The sequence below is a fragment of the Rosistilla ulvae genome, from assembly GCF_007741475.1.
GTDB lineage: Bacteria > Planctomycetota > Planctomycetia > Pirellulales > Pirellulaceae > Rosistilla > Rosistilla ulvae.
In genome coordinates this window covers 5125434-5145273 of the sequence record NZ_CP036261.1, presented here as the reverse complement: position 1 = coordinate 5145273, position 19840 = coordinate 5125434, and the positions used below count along the sequence as shown (strand labels likewise).

Annotated in this window: 14 protein-coding genes and 1 pseudogene; 3 read left to right on the top strand and 12 right to left on the bottom strand. The window is 56.4% G+C overall.

What is annotated here, in order from left to right:
- Positions 1 to 4: 4 nt before the first annotated feature.
- The 3 genes and pseudogenes from EC9_RS18110 to rhuM form a co-directional block, all read right to left on the bottom strand.
- Positions 5 to 631 carry a phosphoglycerate mutase family protein gene (locus EC9_RS18110; protein ID WP_145347400.1) on the bottom strand — a complete coding sequence of 209 codons (627 nt, stop codon included), beginning with the start codon at positions 629 to 631 and terminating at the stop codon, positions 5 to 7.
- A 1047-nt stretch (positions 632 to 1678) separates the two neighbouring features.
- Positions 1679 to 4570: a TrlF family AAA-like ATPase gene (locus EC9_RS18105; RefSeq protein WP_391556706.1), complete on the bottom strand. Its 2892-nt coding sequence runs from the start codon at positions 4568 to 4570 to the stop codon at positions 1679 to 1681.
- Positions 4571 to 4620: 50 nt separating this feature from the next.
- A pseudogene (rhuM, locus tag EC9_RS27370) lies at positions 4621 to 4857 on the bottom strand (RhuM family protein); the annotation flags it as partial.
- Positions 4858 to 5292: 435 nt separating this feature from the next.
- Here rhuM and EC9_RS18095 point away from each other — a divergent pair.
- Positions 5293 to 5511, top strand: coding sequence for a hypothetical protein (locus tag EC9_RS18095; protein ID WP_145347395.1), 219 nt, complete (start codon positions 5293 to 5295; stop codon positions 5509 to 5511).
- A 204-nt stretch (positions 5512 to 5715) separates the two neighbouring features.
- Here EC9_RS18095 and EC9_RS18090 read toward each other — a convergent pair whose 3' ends face one another.
- From EC9_RS18090 to EC9_RS18075, 4 genes are all read right to left on the bottom strand, one after another.
- Positions 5716 to 6867 (bottom strand): DegT/DnrJ/EryC1/StrS family aminotransferase, encoded by a 1152-nt coding sequence (locus tag EC9_RS18090; RefSeq protein ID WP_145347393.1) that lies wholly within the window; start codon positions 6865 to 6867, stop codon positions 5716 to 5718.
- Positions 6868 to 7068: 201 nt separating this feature from the next.
- On the bottom strand, positions 7069 to 9315 hold the full coding sequence (locus EC9_RS18085; RefSeq protein ID WP_145347391.1) for an HlyD family efflux transporter periplasmic adaptor subunit: 2247 nt from the start codon (positions 9313 to 9315) through the stop codon (positions 7069 to 7071).
- A gap of 21 nt (positions 9316 to 9336) precedes the next feature.
- Positions 9337 to 11187 carry a preprotein translocase subunit SecA gene (locus EC9_RS18080; RefSeq protein ID WP_145347389.1) on the bottom strand — a complete coding sequence of 617 codons (1851 nt, stop codon included), beginning with the start codon at positions 11185 to 11187 and terminating at the stop codon, positions 9337 to 9339.
- A 160-nt stretch (positions 11188 to 11347) separates the two neighbouring features.
- Positions 11348 to 11842, bottom strand: coding sequence for a MaoC family dehydratase (locus EC9_RS18075; RefSeq protein WP_218934244.1), 495 nt, complete (start codon positions 11840 to 11842; stop codon positions 11348 to 11350).
- 346 nt (positions 11843 to 12188) lie between these two features.
- On the opposite strand from EC9_RS18075, the gene EC9_RS18070 reads away from it, so the two are divergent.
- Positions 12189 to 13391, top strand: a complete 1203-nt coding sequence (locus EC9_RS18070; protein ID WP_391556732.1) for an FG-GAP repeat domain-containing protein — start codon at positions 12189 to 12191, stop codon at positions 13389 to 13391.
- A gap of 17 nt (positions 13392 to 13408) precedes the next feature.
- Positions 13409 to 13756 carry a nucleotide pyrophosphohydrolase gene (locus EC9_RS18065; protein WP_218934243.1) on the top strand — a complete coding sequence of 116 codons (348 nt, stop codon included), beginning with the start codon at positions 13409 to 13411 and terminating at the stop codon, positions 13754 to 13756.
- A gap of 88 nt (positions 13757 to 13844) precedes the next feature.
- On the opposite strand, the gene EC9_RS18060 is transcribed toward EC9_RS18065, so the two are convergent.
- The 5 genes from EC9_RS18060 to EC9_RS18040 all read right to left on the bottom strand — a co-directional run bounded on the left by EC9_RS18060 (position 13845) and on the right by EC9_RS18040 (position 19776).
- Complete coding sequence (locus EC9_RS18060) at positions 13845 to 15440, bottom strand: outer membrane protein assembly factor BamB family protein (protein ID WP_218934242.1); 1596 nt, start codon at positions 15438 to 15440, stop codon at positions 13845 to 13847.
- A gap of 256 nt (positions 15441 to 15696) precedes the next feature.
- Positions 15697 to 16155: a carboxypeptidase-like regulatory domain-containing protein gene (locus tag EC9_RS18055; protein ID WP_145347385.1), complete on the bottom strand. Its 459-nt coding sequence runs from the start codon at positions 16153 to 16155 to the stop codon at positions 15697 to 15699.
- A gap of 248 nt (positions 16156 to 16403) precedes the next feature.
- On the bottom strand, positions 16404 to 17417 hold the full coding sequence (locus tag EC9_RS18050) for a DUF1559 domain-containing protein (RefSeq protein WP_145349229.1): 1014 nt from the start codon (positions 17415 to 17417) through the stop codon (positions 16404 to 16406).
- 416 nt (positions 17418 to 17833) lie between these two features.
- Positions 17834 to 18664: a helix-turn-helix domain-containing protein gene (locus EC9_RS18045; protein ID WP_145347383.1), complete on the bottom strand. Its 831-nt coding sequence runs from the start codon at positions 18662 to 18664 to the stop codon at positions 17834 to 17836.
- Positions 18665 to 18684: 20 nt separating this feature from the next.
- Positions 18685 to 19776 carry a D-TA family PLP-dependent enzyme gene (locus tag EC9_RS18040; protein WP_145347381.1) on the bottom strand — a complete coding sequence of 364 codons (1092 nt, stop codon included), beginning with the start codon at positions 19774 to 19776 and terminating at the stop codon, positions 18685 to 18687.
- Between the last annotated feature and the right edge of the window lie 64 nt (positions 19777 to 19840).

Genomic DNA, 19840 nt, shown 5'->3' with positions numbered 1-19840 from the left:
CCGTTCAGCGAGCTGGTACAAGCGTTCCCATCTTGTCTGGATCGGCTGACGAAGCCCCGGCAGACGAAGCTCCGTATCGCAGCCGCACGGATCGCGTTTCGGAAGCGGATACTCGAATGATAAACAGTGCGTCGTATTCGTCGTGGGCGAGCTCAAGGTGTTTTCGCTTCGCAAGCATGCCCGCGATCACGCCAGCTGTATTGGAATGGCCAACGATCAAAACGACTTCACCAGCATGTTTGTGCGCAAGCTCAGCGATCCAATCTTCGCTCGGTGTCTTATAGATTTGGATCTCGGTACCGGCAGCCGTTGCCAGCGGTTGCACTGTACCTTTCGTCCGTTGGGTATCGGTCGAATAAATCGCTTGCACATTCAGTGCAATGCCGAGCGAAGCAAGAATTTGTGAACGTTGCAGGCCAGTCTTCGTCAGCTTGTCCAAGTTGCCATCTCGCTCGGCGTGCCGAACGACAAGAAAAGTTGTGGTGGCATCGGTGGGATCCGCTTGGGCAAACAGCGGTGTGGCATTCAGCGTGCCAAGCACGACCCACAGCCCAAACAATGCTTGGCAGATGGTTCGCGCGCTAGTGGACATACTGACTGGATCTTCAAATCGGCTATTGAATCGGCTCATCGTGGTTTCCTGCGGTCGTCAAATGCTTCGAAACGAGGATTGGTGGTATTTATGTCGGCGACGATGATATCACACTTCGAAACGGAAGATCGTCGCGTTGCGGCCGACGTTCAGGCCTGATCTGTGCGTGTGCCGAGGCAAACAATCCGGCACGCGTGAATACCGAAAGGGGATACCCACTAAAGGTTACCGCGACCGGGAGTCCTCGCGCATCAGGGCCGCAGGCCCAGCAATTTGTTAGTCGCTACAAACCGTCGGGCCTGCGGCCCTGAGAGATTGAGGAGATGTGAGGCCGTCGTCGCTTCCCAGGCCTGCAGCCTGGGCTGGGCAAACGGTCGAGCCTACAGCCCTGATGCGCTCGAAGTGATTTCCGTTTGCCTTTTGGCTTTCCCAAAATCATTCCAAAACGTTGGCCTGTCCTCAAAATCGGTGCCGAATGGGGCGATTGCAAATTGGCTATTGCAATCACCAAATGGAAGGCAGTTGGAGAGATCTCAACGCAGCGCAGTGCAATGGAAAAATGGAGGGGGCTGTGACAGTCATTCCACGCCCTAAGGCGTGGCAGCGATTAGCCGGTGGTTGAGCGGAAGCGATACCACCGGTAGGGTGCGTCAGGCGATTTCTCGACCCCGCAAGGGTCGCAGCACCCTGGATGGTATGCCGCTACGACGATGGCGGACAGCGATCCGCGATCCGCATCGACCGCACGCGGAGCACAAATTTGCCTGTCCCCAAATCGGTGCCCCACCAAAAAAGGTAATGCCTGCGTCACCTCAAAGTTTGGCTGTCCCCAAAATCGTTTTTAAGGCAGGAGGCACTCTCGGGAAAACGCTTAAATGTCCGCCCACGTTTCATGCAAAACTACAAAGCCCTACAACCGCTCAAACAACTCGGGCAAGTTGGATGAGACTGAACGAATTCAGATTTGAGGTGCCGTCAAGGATGTTATGTGACGTACCAGGACTCTATAGAGCGGCGTGCTAAATACAAAACACTCGATCTTGAAAAATATCGCGTGCGATGTCGGCATGTCGATGGAATCGGTTCCTACTTCGGATGGTACTTCGAGTCTCTGTTGTCAAAGGCAGGTCGGGTTCCTTCGAGAATATCAAGAATTCGATTGTTAATGCCGGGGTTCTCGATAGCGCCCCCGACATACGTAACCGTATTGCCGTCTTCTTTATCAATCGAGGCACAAATGATTTGATCGGCGTCGCATACAACCGCTAGATTTGGGTTGTGAGTAACAATTATGATCTGCCGTCTCGATCTAGCCTCCTTGATACTCGGCACCAGTACGTTGAAAACTGTTTGATTGTCGAGATTCTCTTCAGGCTGATCGATAATCAACGGAATGTCTGCTCTATCGATGAGCAAGTAGAAGACTAGTAAGAGAGTGCCTCGCTCCCCGGGTGAGAGCTGTGAAACGTCTTTCCCCGCCCAGCGAAGCGTGAAGAATGGACGCAAGTATTCAAAGCCAAACAAATGTTCGTACAACTGTTGAGCCGTCGATCCCTTCGCAAGTTGATCCGTCACATGGCTCTGTTGGGGTGGTGCATTTCGAAGATCGTTATGTAGTGCGTGCCACACTTTACGCAGAAACTCGGCGGCACTCTCTGCTGTATTAAAATCGGTTTCTCGGAGCAAACCGGTGATTCGCTCGCTCCCTTCGATCGAGCCATTAAAAGATCCCTTGCGATTCTGTGCGATGTGGGACAGGAAGTCTACAGCGAATCGTTGCTCCACGATTTTAGTTTCGAACGACATATGAAACTGAGTTTTGGCCAGAGGGTGTTTCTCAATGAAACGCTGCACGGGCGCGTAGAGATCGCTGTACACGGCAGCTAATGCGTCTATATCGTGGTAGACTTCAATGGCTTTCGTGATGACTTGATCCAATATAGACGGTACACCTTTGGCAGCGGCGTCGCAGTCCTCGCGTTGCTTCTCATAGAAGATGAGCGTGTCGTCCTTATCTTCTGAACCGACGATCGCGTCCCGCCGAGTTTGCCAGTTCTTGAGTTCAATGAGGTACTGATGGTACTTCTTTGAAGGGCCAGCCAATGCATTGCGAATCTCGGCCATTTGCTGTTCAATGGAAGCGATCTGCCGTGCAAGGCTATTTTCTGGTTCTGGTGCAACGATTTTCGATTGAGTCTGAGATTGCTCGGTCGCTAGGGCTTTGGCTTCTGTTATTCGGGTCTTATTAACAGTTATATTGACGATGTCGTCGATCGAAAGTCCAAGATCAGCACAGTCCTTGCCCGACTGTTCCTTCAGCATCGATACTTCAGCCTCGAATGAGGTGAGGCGGGTCGTCAATCGATCGGCTGCGGCGATTCGCCTGTTGGCCTGAGTCAACAGTTGATTCGCCGTCTCCAAATTCTTTTGAAGCTCGTCGGCTTTTGCTGTCAGCTCCGCAATTGTTTTCTCGGCATTCTCTGTCTTGGCGCGTGCTGCTTCATCCTCAACCGGCTTCGGAACTTCCGCTGGCTTGGCAGCATTATGAGCATCCAATACTCGCTTCTTGCTGGCAATCTGTTCATTGATAGTCTGAATGTGTGAGGGAGAGGAAAGTCGTTCTTGAGCCACTAACGAAGTAATCAAGGTGTTGAGCGATTCCCTTCGCACTGCAACTGCTTTTAATTTCTCAGCGGTTTTGTACTGCAACAATTCGTCAAACGTGTTGCATTTGAGCCGATCACTATGTTCGACGTGCGAGAAGATAACTGAAGCCAATTCCTCAGAAAAACGGCCTCCGTCGTGCTCCTGGAGTTCGTTGCATACACCCTCGATGTACTCTTGAGGGAGGTACTTGACTGACTCCACTTCGGCCGTGATGCGCTCGGACAACAACCGCTTGGATGCGCCACCGCTTTCCCAGGTCATCGTTCCAGTGAATGATCTCGCCTTGTTGTTGTTCGCCTTACAGAATTTGTCAGCATTCAAAAACGAGAAGTCATCCCCTGCGTCGGAGTCACCAAGAAGGCCAATAATGTCTGCGAAGGCACTCTTGCCGCCGCCCTTATTACCGATAACTGCAACTAGCCCGTGGTTCAGCGGTATTTCACAATCGAACCATGTTTCCGAGAGTTTTGCATTGGCAACCTTCCGAACTTCGACCGAACGAATGTATCTCGTACGATTGCTGGCAACCCGCTCAAGCAGTGGAGGAATCTCCCCGAGATATACACGGTCGTCCGGCTCACAACATACGTGCTTTAAGGCCTCGAATGTCGCGTCCCCTCTGATCCAACAAGAGCATTTAGTTGAGTAGTTCCGAATGTCGTGATTGTCGGAACCAACGACAATCGGTCGTCGGAAACGAACCGATGGAAATACAATGTCACGATATCCTGTGCAATCTCCATCGCTCTGAACTTCCAGTATGTCTACGCACTCACGAAGAATGTCCGTTTTGACCTGCTGCTTGAAGGGCGGATTGTTCTTTATGTTCTCAAAGGAGTTCGACTTCTTCCCGGCATGGATGGAAACGAGACCGCCAAGATCTCGGATGGCCGTACATCCCTTTTCGTATGGTACCCAGACTCCTTCGTTCGTCTTTGACGTGACTTGCGAAGGTGTTATGTCGAGCTTGCCTTGTAAGCTCGACCACAGGTCTCGCACGTTTGCTGTTTCTGGAAAAATTCCGATGTAGTGAATTGACTCTTTTCCACCGAGTTCACAGCGAAGTTCGATGCCTGGAAAAAACGTTATATCATCCCCGGCAATTCGTCGCAGTTCTTCAAAACGATCCACATCAATTGTGTGATGGTCCGTGATGGCGACGACAGCTACTCCGGCAGCACGCAGGCCGTCGACAATTTCAGTGTTTGTAACGCTGCCGTCTGCGTAATCAAATGATGCTGGCGTGTGAAAGTGAAGATCCCATCTTCGCCAAAGAGCTCCACGCTGATCTTGTCTATGTAGTGTCGACATACGCAATTCCTGCTTCTTAACTTTGGATTTTTTCGGTAAAGTTCAGGTCTCGCCTGCGTGGCCCAGATCCGAAACTGCGTCCCCCGACGGGAGCGGACGCGATAGCCGACCGAGATGATGGCGTCGAGATTGTAGTGTTTGAGCGACCGTTGTACCTGTCGTTTGCCCTCGGATCGAACTTGTAAGTATTCCTTACAAGTTGCCGCTTCGGTCAGTTCACCCTCTTCGTAAATCGTTGCCAGGTGTTGGGTTATGTTTTGTGGCGTCGTCCGAAACAGCTCGGCCATGTCTTTCTGGGACAGCCAGACGTTTTCGTCAGCCATCCGGACCTCGATCCGGGTGGAGCCGTCATCGGTCTGGTAGAGCAGGAAATCTCCTCCGTCATCGGGCGCCGGTGCTGGAAGTTTGTTCGTCATGAACCAGGTTGATCGCAAACTGGGATGGCAAGCTTCGAGGATTGCCTTGGCTATAGAGGACGTCGCCCGAGCACCGCGATGCCGCCACGCGGACTTGCACCATTAGGGGGGCGACAAGGTTGTTGATAGCGTACGCGAAGCGACGCCGTTTCTCCAGTAGGCCCTCCAGAAAGTAACCCAACGGGGAGTCCGAGGGGGACATCCGCATAATGCTTGCCGCGATCAGGAGCGTTCTTCCTAGAATAGCATCGTTGGGAACCAAGAGTTTGGCTGTCCCAAAAACGGCAGCTCGACTGGCCCAAAGCTTTGCCGGTTCCCGAACAGCTGGAGCTGACGATTCTGACCGAAGCGGGGCGAACGGATGAGTGCGTTGTCGCGTTGCCGGTACAAGTGATTCAGCCGATCGGTCGAATCGCGGGGTGTGTTCTCGAAGGATCGATCGCCCAGCCCGGTTTAACTGTCTCGCTGACCGATGCCAAGGGAAAGCCGGTGGCGAAGATCGAGACTGCCGACGATGGAAGCTAGGCCTTCAGCGTTCCGCTGGGGAAATACAACTTGGCGGTTAAAAAGCCAGCGACGCAGCGGAGCGCGAAAGCGGAGGTCGACGCGCGACTTCAAACGACGACAACGACCGATCTGTCGTTGTTGCGGTCTTAATCGTCGCTGGCACGCCAAGCTTCGATCGCCGAGTGGCGGCGGAGGCCACGCGGCGATTGGATAAGGAAAACGTTACGCAGCCGCTTTTTGGCGGCCTTCGTAGAACCCACGCAAGACGCTGACGACGCGTTCCTGTTCGGATTCTTCCAGCTCCGGGAAGATCGGCAGATTCAAGATCTCCGCCGCCGCTCGTTCGGTCTCGGGCAGCGAGCCCGGTTCGACCGCGACGTGAGCGAAACATTCCTGTTGGTGCATCGGCACGGGGTAATAGATTTCCGATCCAACGCCGTGGCTGGCCAAATGCTCGCGAAGCGCGTCGCGTTGACCATCGGGAACGCGGATCGAATACTGATTCCAAACGTGATACGCGTTGGGATCGAGTGTCGGTAGCGTGAACTGTTTGTGCAGGTCGGCGGCTTGCAACATGTCGCGGTAACGCGTCGCGTTCTTTTGACGACTGGCCGTCGCTTCGGGCAAGTGCTTCAGCTTGATTCGCAACACAGCGGCTTGGAAAGTGTCCAGGCGGCTGTTGATCCCCAGAGCGCGATGGTGGTAGCGAGGTCGCATGCCATGCGCCGACAACAATCGCAGACGATCGGCGATTTGCGGGTCGTTGGTGGTCATCATGCCGCCATCGCCCATGCCGCCAAGGTTCTTGGTTGGGTAGAAGCTGAAGCAACCGATCCGTCCCCAGCTGCCAGCGGGTCGGCTGTGGTAAGCCGACGCGATCGCTTGAGCTGCGTCTTCGATGATCGCAATGCCGTGCTTTTCGCCGATTTGGCAGATCTTATCGATCGCCGCACATTGGCCAAACAGATGGACCGGAATGATGGCACGTGTTGCGGGAGTAATCGCCGCTTCGATCGCTGTGTGATCGATATTAAAGGTGTCGGGGCAAATGTCGACGAAGACTGGAGTCGCTCCCAGTCGTTCGATGCAGCTGACGCTTGCGAAGAAGGTGAAGCTAGGAACGATGACTTCGTCGCCGGGGCCGATCTCAAGAGCCATCAGAGCCAACAACAGCGCATCGCTTCCCGATGCACATCCAATCGCGTGATCTGCTTGACTGAGCGTAGCGATCTCGTTTTCGAGTGCCGAGACGTCGGGGCCGTAGAGAAAACGTCCGCTATCGATCACGTCTCCGATTGCCGCCAGCATCTCTTGACGCAATGGGGCATTCCCTCGTCCTACATCCAGCAGTGGCACATTTGGTTCATCGGCCATGGCATTTGCCTTCCTTGGCTTGCATATATTTTTGAGCGGGGTCGTCCCAGACCCCTCGCTATACTGACGATATGCCAAGCACGGCAAATTGGTCAAGATCGTTCTCGGCAGCCGACCTCGCTGCGATCGGTGGCGATTGAGAAACGGATTTGCAACAAATTCCGCACCTCCCAGCGATCGGGGCCGCAGAGCTTCAGAAAATTAGAGATCGATCCGGAATGTTTTTTGGACGAACCGCTGCAGCCGGCCGGCCAGAGTTCGCTTGCCGATAGCAATACGAGCGGTCCCACGCAGCCCATCCTCCAGCGGCTGGTCGGTCTCCGGAAGCCGGGCGATTGCTTGATAGACGGCTCCCGCGACGCGGACGTTTTGCGGATCTTCGATCTCCCCGTTCCAAGCCGCTTGCTCCTGCTTGGTCTCCACTGCGCCGCCGAACTCTCGGGTGACGTTGGCGCGAATCTGGTCGGTATCCGATTCGGAGATCGATTCGATGCGGCTGGTCAGTGCGCGACCCGACTGGGAATCCAACAGCAGTTGAACCGGTTGGCCACGCTCTACAAATTCGATGTCGCTTTGATCGATCGTCAACCGCGCGTCGGGAGTCCCCAGGTCGCCGATCTTGCAAATCGGCTGGCCCCGCGAATACGAGGTACCCACGTTTTCGGAATGCAGTGTCCAACCGTCCCATCGGTCGAGCGTATCGGGATCGGCGTGCGGCATTTGATCCAACCACATCGGGAGCACCGTTCCCGATTGCGGGGCACGTAAAACCATTTGCTTTTGGATCTGCCGCAGTTGGGCAAGCCGTTGTTCGATCGTCAGTCGTTGTTGGCGGATGTTGCTCAATTCGTCGGCGCCGCTGGGGGACTGATAGCGAGCCAACCGCAGCATCCGTTGCTCGCTGTCCAATTCGATCAGTCGACCGGAGAGTTCCGCGATCTCCAGTTCGATGTCCAGGTTCCGCATCGTCGCGATCTTGTCTCCTCGCTGGACCTGTTGTTTTGGCTCGACGTGGATCTCGTGCAGCACCGCGTCATGCTGGACATAGACGGTTTGCGAGTCGCGCGGTTGGACGACAAAATCGCAAACGATATGGTCGGGCAACGGGACTGCGACAACAAACCCAGCCGCCGCGGCAAACAGAACGGTGGTGATGATGGCACGCGTGGGGTGCACCTTGTGAACGCGACCGGGAACCCAAAAGTATCGGGCCAGGGCGAAGATGGGGACCACGAACATCAGGCCGATCAGAAGGAAGCTGAACATTTTGGCGAACTCCTGCAAGCCCGCGGGCTGGAACAAACGGACGATCAGAAATGCGATCACGTAGATCAGGAACAGACGATAGAGCGTCGACGCGACGAGATATCCGGCCAACCAGATTTTGGTTCGCGTCGGCAGCAGATCTTCGTCTCCTTCGCGAACACCCATCGCATGCCGTAGGAACAGATTGCGAACAAGTGTTTGCGAACGCTTCTGTAAGTTGGGGATCTCGATCAGATCGCACAACAGGTAATAGCCATCGAACTTCAACAGCGGATTGCCGTTAAACAAAAATGCGCTGACCGATCCTAGGAACATCACGTTCAGACAGACGTATTGAAATCCACCGGGGCGGCTGTGCCACCAACCAAACGTTGCGAGCGCCGCCAGAAAGAGTTCGACATAGACGCCCGCTGCCGCGATCGCGGCTCGCTTCCACTTGTCGCTGATCCGCCAAGAATCGGAGGTGTTGACGTAGAGCGTGGGCATGAAAACCAACAGCATCACGCCCAGTTCGTGGCAGCGGCCGCCGTATTTCGTCAGCACGATCCCATGGCCAAATTCGTGCAGCACTTTCATTCCGGCCAGCACAAGGCCTAACATCAGCCAGTTCTTGCCCGAGAAGAAGGCCTGCATGCTGGGCAGGCGAGCGGCAAATTCATCGGCGTGCGCCGCGAGCCAGGCGACTGCAAAAAGCATCAACGCGGCGTTGAGGATCACCATCGGTTTGCTGAAGAACCAGCCGAAGAGGGCCGTTGCGGTTTGAAACGCTCGGTCGGGATTGATCCCTCGCCAACGGAAGGCCAAGACGTTTTTCGATTCGCTGAACCGTTGCTTGATCTTGCGGGTTCGTCCCAGCCGGTGCAGATGTCTTCCGGAATCGGAGACCGCGCCGGCTAGTAGGCCCTTTTTGTGAAAGTCGATCAGGTAGGCTTGCAGTTCTTGATAGCTGATCCGGTGGGACGCGAACTTCGCTTCGAATTGTTCCTTGATATCACTGGCGCTGTTCTGTCCATTTAACGCGGCCAGCAGGGCGTATTCCTGCGGGTTGAGTCGGAAGTACTGGAGCGCCAACATGTCGCCGATCACAAACGTCGCTTCCCCACGGTAGACGTGCTCGACCACGCGGAGGTCGTCTCGCATGCGCAGTGGAATCGGATTGGTGGGGCTGCCGGTGGCGTACATGATGCTTAATTTTGTCTGGCGTTACATGACATCCAACAGCGGATCGCGACCCATTTCCCAGACCGCGCGGAGCCGACGTTTTTCATGGTAGAGGGCCGTCAGACGGTTTTGCCGTCGCCGTTGTTCCAGCGTCTGTTGGGCTGTCGACAACAATGCGGCTTGGTTGCCGCGGCGATGTGTGCGATAACCGGCAGCGGCCTGGTCACCATAGGCTTGGTCCAAGATCGCATCGTCCAAGGATAAGAATTGCCGGTAGGTTCCCGGTTGTCCCTGCCGACCACAGCGTCCCCATAACTGTTGGTCTTGGCGGGGCGAATCGTGCAGCTCGGAAAGGATCACGTGCAGCCCGCCGCGATCGACGACATCGTCGTCCAGGCAGATGTCGGTTCCCCGGCCCGCCATGCTGGTCGCCACCGTGACTTGGCCCGCGCGGCCGGCGAGGGCGATGATTTTTGCTTCCGATGCGTGCTGGTGAGCGTTGAGCACTTGATGCGGTACGTTAGCGTCGCGCAACAGCTTGCTCAGACGCTGCGAATTTTCGACACTCCGCGTCCCAATCAACACCGGCCGCCCCGCATGCCCGATGGCGATGATCTCGTCGACGATCGCTTGATACTTTTCGGTATCGTCGGCGAAGTAGCGGGTCGATAACGCTTGCCGCCGCGATTTGTGAAGGGGCGGGATTCGCACGACGTTCGTTTTGTAGACCTTCCTCAGTTCCGATGCCGCAGCGACCGCCGTGCCTGTCATCCCCGCTAGGTGCCGGTAGGAAAGGAACAGCCCCTGCACCGTCAGCTTCGCCGCGTGGGTTGTTGGAGCGGTGATCGGCAACCGCTCGACAGCTTGAATCGCTTGCTGGATTCCGTCCTGCCATTGTCGCCCTTCGCCCAGTCGCCCCGTCGCTTCATTGATCAGCACGATCTCACCGTCGCGGACAATGTAGTGCTGGTCGCGATGGAAATCGCGATCGACGGTGATCGCCCGCTCCAGCTTTTCGAACAGATCCAAGATGCTGTTTCCGTCCATCAAGCCCGCACTCAATTGCTGTCGCGCCCATTGCCGGCCGGCGGGCAATAGTTCCACCGAACGCTCGCGGAGGTTGTATCGATAGTGTTGTTTTTCGATCGCGTCGGGAGCCGTTTGTGCCGCCCATTGGTAGAGAGCCTGTTTCTGATCGCTGATCCGCGCCGGCGCCCCAATGATCATCGGCGTATTTGCTTCGTCGATCATCAGCGCGTCGGCTTCATCGGCTAGCAGGAAATCGAGCTCGCGACCGACCGGCTGCAGTTCCGATTGGTCTGCCGTGGAGGCTCCTGCTGCGGCGCGGCGTTTCAACCGATCGCGGAGGAAGTCGAATCCCAATTCGGCAGCGGTGGCGTAGGTGATGTCGCATCGATAGCTGTGCCGCCGCTGCGAGTCGTCCATGCCATCGACCACTACGCCACAGGTGAGTCCTAACATCGAGAACAGGGGACGCATCGTGTCGGCGTCGCGTTGGGCTAGATAATCGTTGCTGGTTGCCAAGTGAACGCCTTGCCCTCGCAACGCATGCAGAAACAGGGGCAGCGTTGCAGTCAACGTCTTCCCCTGCCCGGTCTCCATCTCGATAACGCAGCGGTTGGCCAGATGAATTCCGCCCAGCAACTGCACGTCGTAGTGGCGAATGCCCAGGGTGCGGTCAGCCGCTTCGACGACCAGAGCGTATGCCTCGGGCAACAGGCGGTGCAGCGATTCACCCGCAGCGGCACGATACCGCAGCGTCGCCGCTTGCTCGCGGAGCTGTCGATCCGAAACGCTCGAAAGAGTTCGCAATTGGCGATCGATCCGCGCCAGTTGGCGGGAGGTCGTCGGACGGATCGGCAATGAAAACATGGGGGCGGTTTCTGGAGGCTGCGGGTTCCGCGACGCGAGATCTATCCGTTCTACGATAGACCAAGTTTGCCGAGATTACCAACATTCCAGTGGTCGCATCCGTGCCGGTAAAACGGGCTGCGACGGTGAGCGCGATCGATGCGATTCGTCGCCCGTGGGATCAGACCGATTCCTGAATCTTGGTCGTCGTTCGATCGGTGCGTTTCGATTTGCGAGGTTGGCGAGCGGCGACGATCGTGTCGAGGCTCCCCTGTTGGACGACTTGTCCGTTCTGATTGACCAGCTGGCGGAACCAAGTCACCTTGCCGGCGCGACGTCCGTAAGGCTGAATCGCCACGATTTCGGTCTCCACGTGGACCGTGTCGCCAAAGAAGATGGGATGCTTGAATTGCCAGTCGTCGAGTTCGGTAAAGGCGATCGTATGGACCGAGGGATGTTTCGACGAGAGCCCCGCCATGATCGAAAGCCCCAGCAGACCGTGGGCGATCGGTTGGCGAAAGGCCGACTTGCTGGCAAATTCGTCGTCGACGTGCAGTGGATCGTGGTCGCCGGTCAGGTCGGCAAAACGGAGCACATGCTCGCGCGTGATCGTTTGACTGGGGCTGACCCAATGATCCCCTTTGCAGAGATCTTCCAGATAAAGTTTTTCGATCAAAATGTCCCTCAGTACACGAGTGCCTCGAAGGCTCGACAGGAAGGAGGATGTTTCCACGTCGGAGCGTCTCCTTCCAAGTAATCGATCGACCGGTCACCGTCTTGGAATCGCGGAAAATCAGGACAAGGCCTAGCTTTTCGACACTTGCCCCGCTGTATTTCAACAATAGTCCGATGCTGCGGGTTCTGCAGGCCAAAAACAATTGCGGCGGCGAAATCGTGAGAATTGTTTGCTGAACCGTTCGCGACGGCGTTTGTTATACTTGCGTCAGCCGGGCAACCGCAGCTCCCACCTTATGATCTTCCTCACACCCTTAGGTTTTACCCCCATGAAAATTACAAGCCGGATGATCGCCTTTTTTGCCTCCATCGGATCGGTGGTGGCGACAGTGCCCTTGTCGGCGATGGCCGAGTCTCCCGCATCGTTCCAGGTGCGGCAATTGGCCGTCGATGCGAATGAAGGGATCGCCGCAGCCGACGTCGACGGCGATGGCAAGTTGGATCTTGTCGCCGGGCGTTTCTGGTACAAGAATCCCGAGTGGACGCCGCGACCGCTGCGGATGATCGAGGATTGGAACGGTTATGTGCAGAGCAACGGCGACTATGTCTTTGACGTCAACCAAGATGGTCGCCCCGATGTGGTCGCCGGATCGTTCATTCCCACTGAGGTCTTCTGGTTCGAGAATCCTGGCAACCCGAGCCTGAAACTTGGGAAGATGTGGAACAAACATCTGTTGGTCGATACCGGGCAATCGCGAAATGAAGGGGTTTTGTTCGAGGATCTCGACGGCGATGGTCGCCCCGAATGGATCGCCAACAGTTGGGCCAAAGATGTTCCGATGTACGTCGGTCTGCTGAAACCCAAATCGGAAGCGGCGGGGGAACAGGCTGACAAGAAGGATCAAAAATCGGAAGCCGCGTTTTCGCTGGTGCCAACCATGATAGGCAAGTCGGGAAATGGACACGGTGTCGGCGTTGGGGATCTCAACGGCGATGGCAAGACCGATATCCTGGTCGGCCAGGGTTGGTATGAACAGCCAGCCGAGAATCCTTGGTCGGGCGAGTGGAAGTTCCACAAGGTATGGGACTTGCACGCGAGCCTGCCAATGTTGATCGTCGATGTCGACGAGGATGGTCGCAACGACATCATCTTCGGCAAAGGGCACGATTACGGATTGTTGTGGTGGCAGAACACCGGCGTCGACGCCGATGGCGAGATCGAATTTAAAGAGCACTTAATCGATCGCGAATTCAGCCAACCGCACTCCTTGGCGTGGGCCGATCTGACCGGGGACGGGAAGCCCGAATTGATCACCGGGAAACGCTACTACGCCCACAACGGCAATGATCCTGGAGGGCAAGAAGTGCCATGCATGTACTACTATACCGTCGATCCTAAACAAGCTAAGTTCCAGCGACACACGATCGATGAAGGGCAGGTTGGAACCGGATTGCAAATCGTTGTCGCCGACTTCAACCAGGATGGTCGCAACGACATCGCGGTTGCCGGGAAAAGCGGAACCCATCTGCTAACGAATGTTGCTAAGTAAAGGACCGACGGTCAACGATGGCTGAAATCACGATTGCCGATGCACAGAAGTTGGTGGACGATTGGATTCAAACGTTGGGAGTTCGCTACTTTAGCGAACTGACCAACCTCGCCCAGCTGACCGAAGAAGTGGGCGAACTGGCTCGAATCCTCTCGCGTCAATTTGGCGATCAAGTGGCGAAACCGGGCGAGAGCCCGGGGGATGCCGGGGATGAGCTGGCCGATATCCTGTTTGTCACCATCTGTTTGGCAAACCAAATGGGGATCGACCTGAGCGACGCCTTCGAACGGAATCTTGTCAAGAAGACGGTTCGCGATCACGATCGTCATCGGAACAATCCCAAGTTATACGACGACCGGCGTTAGCGAGCATCGCGTCGCGTGAAAACGGGACGCGATGCAAACCGGGTACGCTGCGGGACACAATTCCCCGCAGTCGATCTGCAGCGTCGTGTTAGAAGGGGTTGGCTGCACCAAACGGATCGGCGTTGTCCATCGCTCCACCGCCAGCTGGTGCTCCAAACGGATCGGCACCGCCAGCCGGTGCACCGAATGGATCGGCACCTCCCGCGGGGGCTCCAAATGGATCGCCACCGCCAGCCGGAGCACCAAAGGGATCGGCACCGCCCGGGGCAGGGGCGCCAAACGGGTTGTCGTTGCTGGGCTTCGGCGCGGCCGGTTTGCTCGGTTCGCTGCTTTCGGTTTCGGTCTTAAATTCGATCGCGAGTTTGACGTCGGGCAGTTCGCGTCCGATCGGCCGTAGGCATTGGACAAACCCGGTGTCGCTGACCAGATAGATGCGATCGGTTCCACGGTTGACGATCGTACGGTGCAACGTGCTTTGCAATGCTGTCGCCGCTCTGGAGCCGTTTAGGGCGTTGATGACCGTCAAATGGTTCGACGAATCACGCACGATTAAAGCGTCGCCGATCGAACCGAGCACTTCTTCGACGCGCGACGCGGGGTTCTTCCACGCCAGTTGGCCGCTGGCGGCGTCGAAGGCATAGAGATTTCCATAGGAACTTGTAGCGTAGACATTTTTGTCCAAAGCGATTACGTCGCCGACCATCGGTTCGCCGGTGCTGTATTGCCAAAGTGGCGTCGCGATTCGGGTGACCTTAAATCCGTGGACATGGCCACCGGCGGTGCTGAAGTAGATCCGGTCTTCGCCAACTGTTTCGACGCGTCCGTTGACGTTGCCAGTGGTTTGAATTTGGAACATTTCCGATGGTGTTGCGGTGACCTCCATGCAATAGACCAGTTCGTTGCTGGTGGGCCAGACGAGCATGTCCGCTTTCGGGAACCGCCGCGGTTTGGCGATCGCATGCCCCGAAGTCATCGACAGATAAGGGGGCTCGGTGATGTCTTCCAGGAAATGCCCTTCGATACCTGTGGTCGAGGGATTCATCACGTATTGGCCGACGATGGTCGCACCGCCCATCGGAACCGTTTTGCAAGGTTCGGTGTTAACCAGGCCACCGGTGACGGCGTTCAGTTGGATGAGCGTGGCACCGCAGAGAAAGCTGACGTAGTCATCGTCTACGCCCAGCGAGAACTTTGGTTGTCGTGGATCTCCGGCTCGCTCGACCCAGATTGTTTCCCCGGTTTCGGCGTCGAGTGCTTGAACGGTTCCATCGGTACCAAGTGCGTAGAGCCAAATTTGTGGGACCACTTTTTCGCGGATCTCACCCTTGATTCCACGTGCCTTGAGAAATATCAACTCACGCTCGGCGGCTTTGCGGACCGCCTCTTCTCCCATCGGGCGACCGCGCACTGGATCCAAACGGTCTGTCGGTGTTCGCCATACAAGTTGATCGCCATCGAAGATATCGATGTATTTCCGCGAACGGGTTTCGTCGACATGCAAGGTGATATCGACCAGTCGACCGAACCCCGAGCCCGCTTGCAGCGTTTTACCCCAAGCCTGTTCGAGCCCGAGATGGGTCGCTTCATGTGGCGACAAAACGGACGGATCGGCTGCCGTTGCAAACGAGGTGAGCAACAGAAAGGCCAGGCATGGCAGCGCCGGTTTTCGGTACGAAAAGTTCATGGAGAGCCTCGAAGAAGGTTCGAGCATCGGGGAGTGGACGAAGCTTCGGGAGCAGAAAAGCGATCGAACGCAGACGGGGAAGGATCGCGCACAGCCGAACCTTTTACCCCGCAAGCGCGACCGGAGATCGCGTAGACGAATGCCTTCATTGTAGCCAGCCTGCGGGGCGTTGCGAAACGAGAAATCAAGGAAAAAGCGAGCCGTTAGCGTTTCGCGGCGGCAGAATCGTCGGAATCGTAAGGAAACGAGGCGATTCTTATTTCGATTCCAAGCCAAAGTCGATGGCTTCGCCCCCCGCATCAGGGACCGATACTTTTAGCTCCGTCTTGCCGGGATCGCTGTAACGCGGCGGCAGCAGCTGTTTGGGACCCGACTTTGATCGGGCGAGCGCCGGATCGCCCGCCATCGCCATCATCTGCCCCTCGTCGATTGCTCCATCGATACCCGCCATCGCTCCCGCGGGAATCGACAGCTTGCTGATGTAGACGGTGTTGGGGCCGGGAATCGCCCCGCCGACCAGGTCATAGACTCCGGCGGCGTCGGTCTTTGCCGAGCTGCTGAATTGGCCACTGATGAAATAGACGTCGGCCCCCTCGACTGGCTTGCCATCGAGAGTCACTGTCCCCTGCACGCTGACCGTCGAGGGACCTGTCGACGGAGAACCACAACCGGCACAGGCGGCCGCGACGAGCATCATAATAACGTTGTAACGCATGGATAGATTTCCTTTTTCGATAGTGCTGCCCGAGGTGGGGCCAGTCGACGTTGCCGGCTGGCCCCCACAAAATCAGACGTTGAAGTCTCGATCGGTTTAATAGCAATACCGTTCAACGAAGCGTAGTGGACGAGGTAACGAGTCCTTTTGCATCAGACCAAATTCGCTGGGACTCGTAACCTCGTCCACTACATCCCGCCGCTAGTTCCTTCGACGGTCCGAGGCTCCTTCGTTGAACGGTATTGGGTTTAATAGTCCGACGGAACGGGCAGGCCATCGTGGATGTAGCCCAGTTGTTGCAGGGTCAGATAGTTCATCGTTTCGGTTAGCAGATGGACCGACCCGTCGGCAAAGACAAAGTTGGCTCCGCCGGGATGCTTGCTACTGAAGACCCACGCATACGTGCGACCCAACGCATCGTTGTTGTAGGCACCGTTGATGCTGTAGTTTTGTCGGTACGCAGCGGCATAGGTTTCAGAAACCACGGTCGTGCTGCCGCCGGGGAGATACCCGTGGCAGCAGGTATGTGTGCCGGTCATGCCCCAAGGGCCATAATCGGCCGAGGTTTTAAACGCGCCGCCGGTCGCTTCACCGATTGCGATCGTCGTCGATGTGCCGTCGGTCATGGCGGCAAAGTTTGCAGCCCCATCGTTCCCAAAGACGCCTTGGCGGATGTCGCCGGAATAGGTGTTCCAGGGGCCGCTGTAGTCGGTCGTGCTTCCAACGGAAAACAGATAGCTGGTGCGAATCGCATTGCGTCGCGAATACATGCTGGTGCTACCAGCCGAAGTGCTAACGACCAAACCGGAGCTTGGATCCGAGGGGCAGACCAACGCATCGAGCGGCGTGTTGTAGAGTCCATCGTTGATCGTATCGTCCCCAGCGACAACGCCGCCGTAGGGGCTGGAACTGCTGGAACAGACGTTGTAATCGTACTGGTCTGCGAGTGCCGATTGCTCAAAGAAAGGCAACAGCAATGCCCAGCCTGTCGTGTTTTTGATCCCGCCGTGCGCCGCGTGGTAGCTGGCGTTGTTATAGCGTCCCGATCCCAACAATGCGGGTGGGAAAGTCTTGAATGTGTCGTGGTAGTTGTGCAGTGCCAGACCGAGTTGTTTCAGGTTGTTACTGCACTGCATGCGGCGTGCTGCTTCTCGAGCGGCCTGTACCGCGGGCAGCAACAGCCCAACGAGGATGCCGATAATGGCGATGACCACCAAGAGTTCTACCAAGGTGAATGCGGACTTCTTTGATTGCGATCTCATCTCTACGAAGACTCCGTGAAAATAGAATATATAAATCCTTTTTGACGTACCGGGCGGGGATACACGAACGTGTATGCAAATGGTCCAGCCGCACGTCTCAACGAACCAAAATTACGTTCCGCACGAATCTTCTTTCAGGCAACCGCGTTTTGACGCGATCCGGTTTCCAGGACGACGAGCACAAATGCCTGGCGAGAAGTTGGAACGATGCCGTGCTCAACGGACGAAATTTTGTACTTCGTTGACATAGCAATCTTTGTGCCAGTCTCGCGGTACTGCAGCTTTCAAATCAGCAGAGAGCGTTGCGCATTAGGCGACGGCAATGCGAATTTAATTGACACGTTATCGAAGGCCACACGCGACGACGTTGGATGTGCATACGTCGTTTGCAACCGGTGCCTGCTAAGTGTGCAGCGTTACCGGTTGCGCCACTTGTTAGGCGCGACATGTAACCGTCGCTTGAACGCGCGGTAGAAGCTCGACAAGTCTTCAAAGCCACACTCAAAGGCAATCGAGACAATGGTTCGATCGGTTTGCTTCAGTAGGTGACATGCGTGCTCCACCCGACGGTCGGTTAGGAATTGCAACCAGGTTTGACCTGTCGATTGTCGAAACAATTGCGTGAACCGACGGCGGCTGATTCCTAGCTGCGCTGCAGCCGAATCGAGATCGGTTGCTTCAAAGAAACGGCCATGTAATTGTTCGATATAGTGCGCCACCGCTTCGGCGGCCCCTGCAAGTGGTGTGGGTGGCTGGCGCGGTGGTGGTGCCTTTGCGTTGTTGCCTGCCAATGTGCCTAGCAACTGCATCGTTAGACCCACGATCGTTAGGTCGCTCCCTTGCCGAGGGATCGATTGCTCATAAAGCATTCGTCGCAGGGCATCGCGGATTCCGGGCAACGCGAGCTTGTTGATCGGTCGTACGCCCGCTTTACACCAGTCGGGCGAGATGCCTTGCCAGGCATAGAGTTCCGTGGCGATGCAGATCCCGTAGAGCGAAAGTGGGAACTCGGGAGCATCGATGATCGTATGTTCGCATCCCGGTGGGATCACGATCGTATCGTCCGCCTGGCACCCGACGTGGCAGTGATCGATCTGGATCTTTCCAGATCCCTGCATCACATGGAAGATCTCCGTGAAGGGGTGGCGCGACGGTTCCATTTGGAAGTCGGCGGCGTGATGACTTTCCAAAACAAACACGCCACAGGCGGGGATCGTCACCTCGACCGGACGCGTTTGCTTTTTCACTGGTCAGCCTCGTCGAAGGTTTACCGATCGCGAGCGGTCACTTGCCACCGCTCGCCCGTCACTCGGCCTCCGCTGACCACGGTCGCATGCGAATGCAAAGCGACTGTCGGGCAGATATGCCGAGGGATGGCGATCACGATATCGCCGACTTGCATCGAAGCGGCAGCTGGCGTTTGCAGGACCAGGTGTTCCTCGCTTTGGCCGATCGGTTGAGCATCGGGAAGGTCGGGGAACTGGAATCGTTTTTCCAACTGCATCTCTGCGGCGATCGATTTGTGGCCCAGATCGATGCAGACCTTCCCTTCCCCCGGTTTGCTGATCACGCGGGAGATCAACGCGGCGGCGATGTTCATCGGAAGATCGGGGTGGGCGTCTCCGTACCCAAAATCCCACAACAGCGTGGTCCCGGGGCTGAGATGCCAGGAAGTTTCCGCAGCCCAGATGCCAAACGTCGGCGATCCACCGACGATGATCCGCGGCGACGGATGTTCCTTCTCGTGCAAGGCGACTTTGCCGAGGATCTCTTTGACTTTGTCGGTCCGCTGTTGCAGATCGGGATCGTGCAGATGGCCGTCGTAAACGTGCAGGCCAGCAAAATTCAGTCCCGACAGCGAATCGATGTGCGCTCGCAATGCATCGCTTCGAGCGCCCAACGGGATCCCGGTGCGATGCATGCCACAATCGATATCGATATAGACATCCAAGGGAGCATCGGCGTCACCACACTTTTCATTGATCGCGTCGGCAGCTTGCGGGTCGTCGGTGAGGACGGCGAACTTTGTGTTGGGGAAGTCTTCGATCAAAGTAGCCAAGCGATCGAGCTTGGGGCCGACCAATTGATGAGCGATCAGGACCTCGCTGGCACCGGCACCGGCGGCCATTTGAGCTTCGGACAAGGTGGCCGCTTTGAATTTCGTGATCCCCGCGTCGACCTGCATCCGCGTGACTTCGGGCATCTTGTGCGTTTTGACATGCGGAAACAGACGGTCGATGTGCTCTGCACCGCCGACGATTTCGATCATCCGATCGATGTTCTGTTGGATCTTTTCGGAATCGACAAGCAGCCCCGGAGATTCCACGCCGTCGAGGCCTTCGATATTTTTCCAATTCATGATGTAAGCCTATAGGAGAAATGACACGATCGATGATCGGTGAGCCCGTAGACGCGCAGCGTGC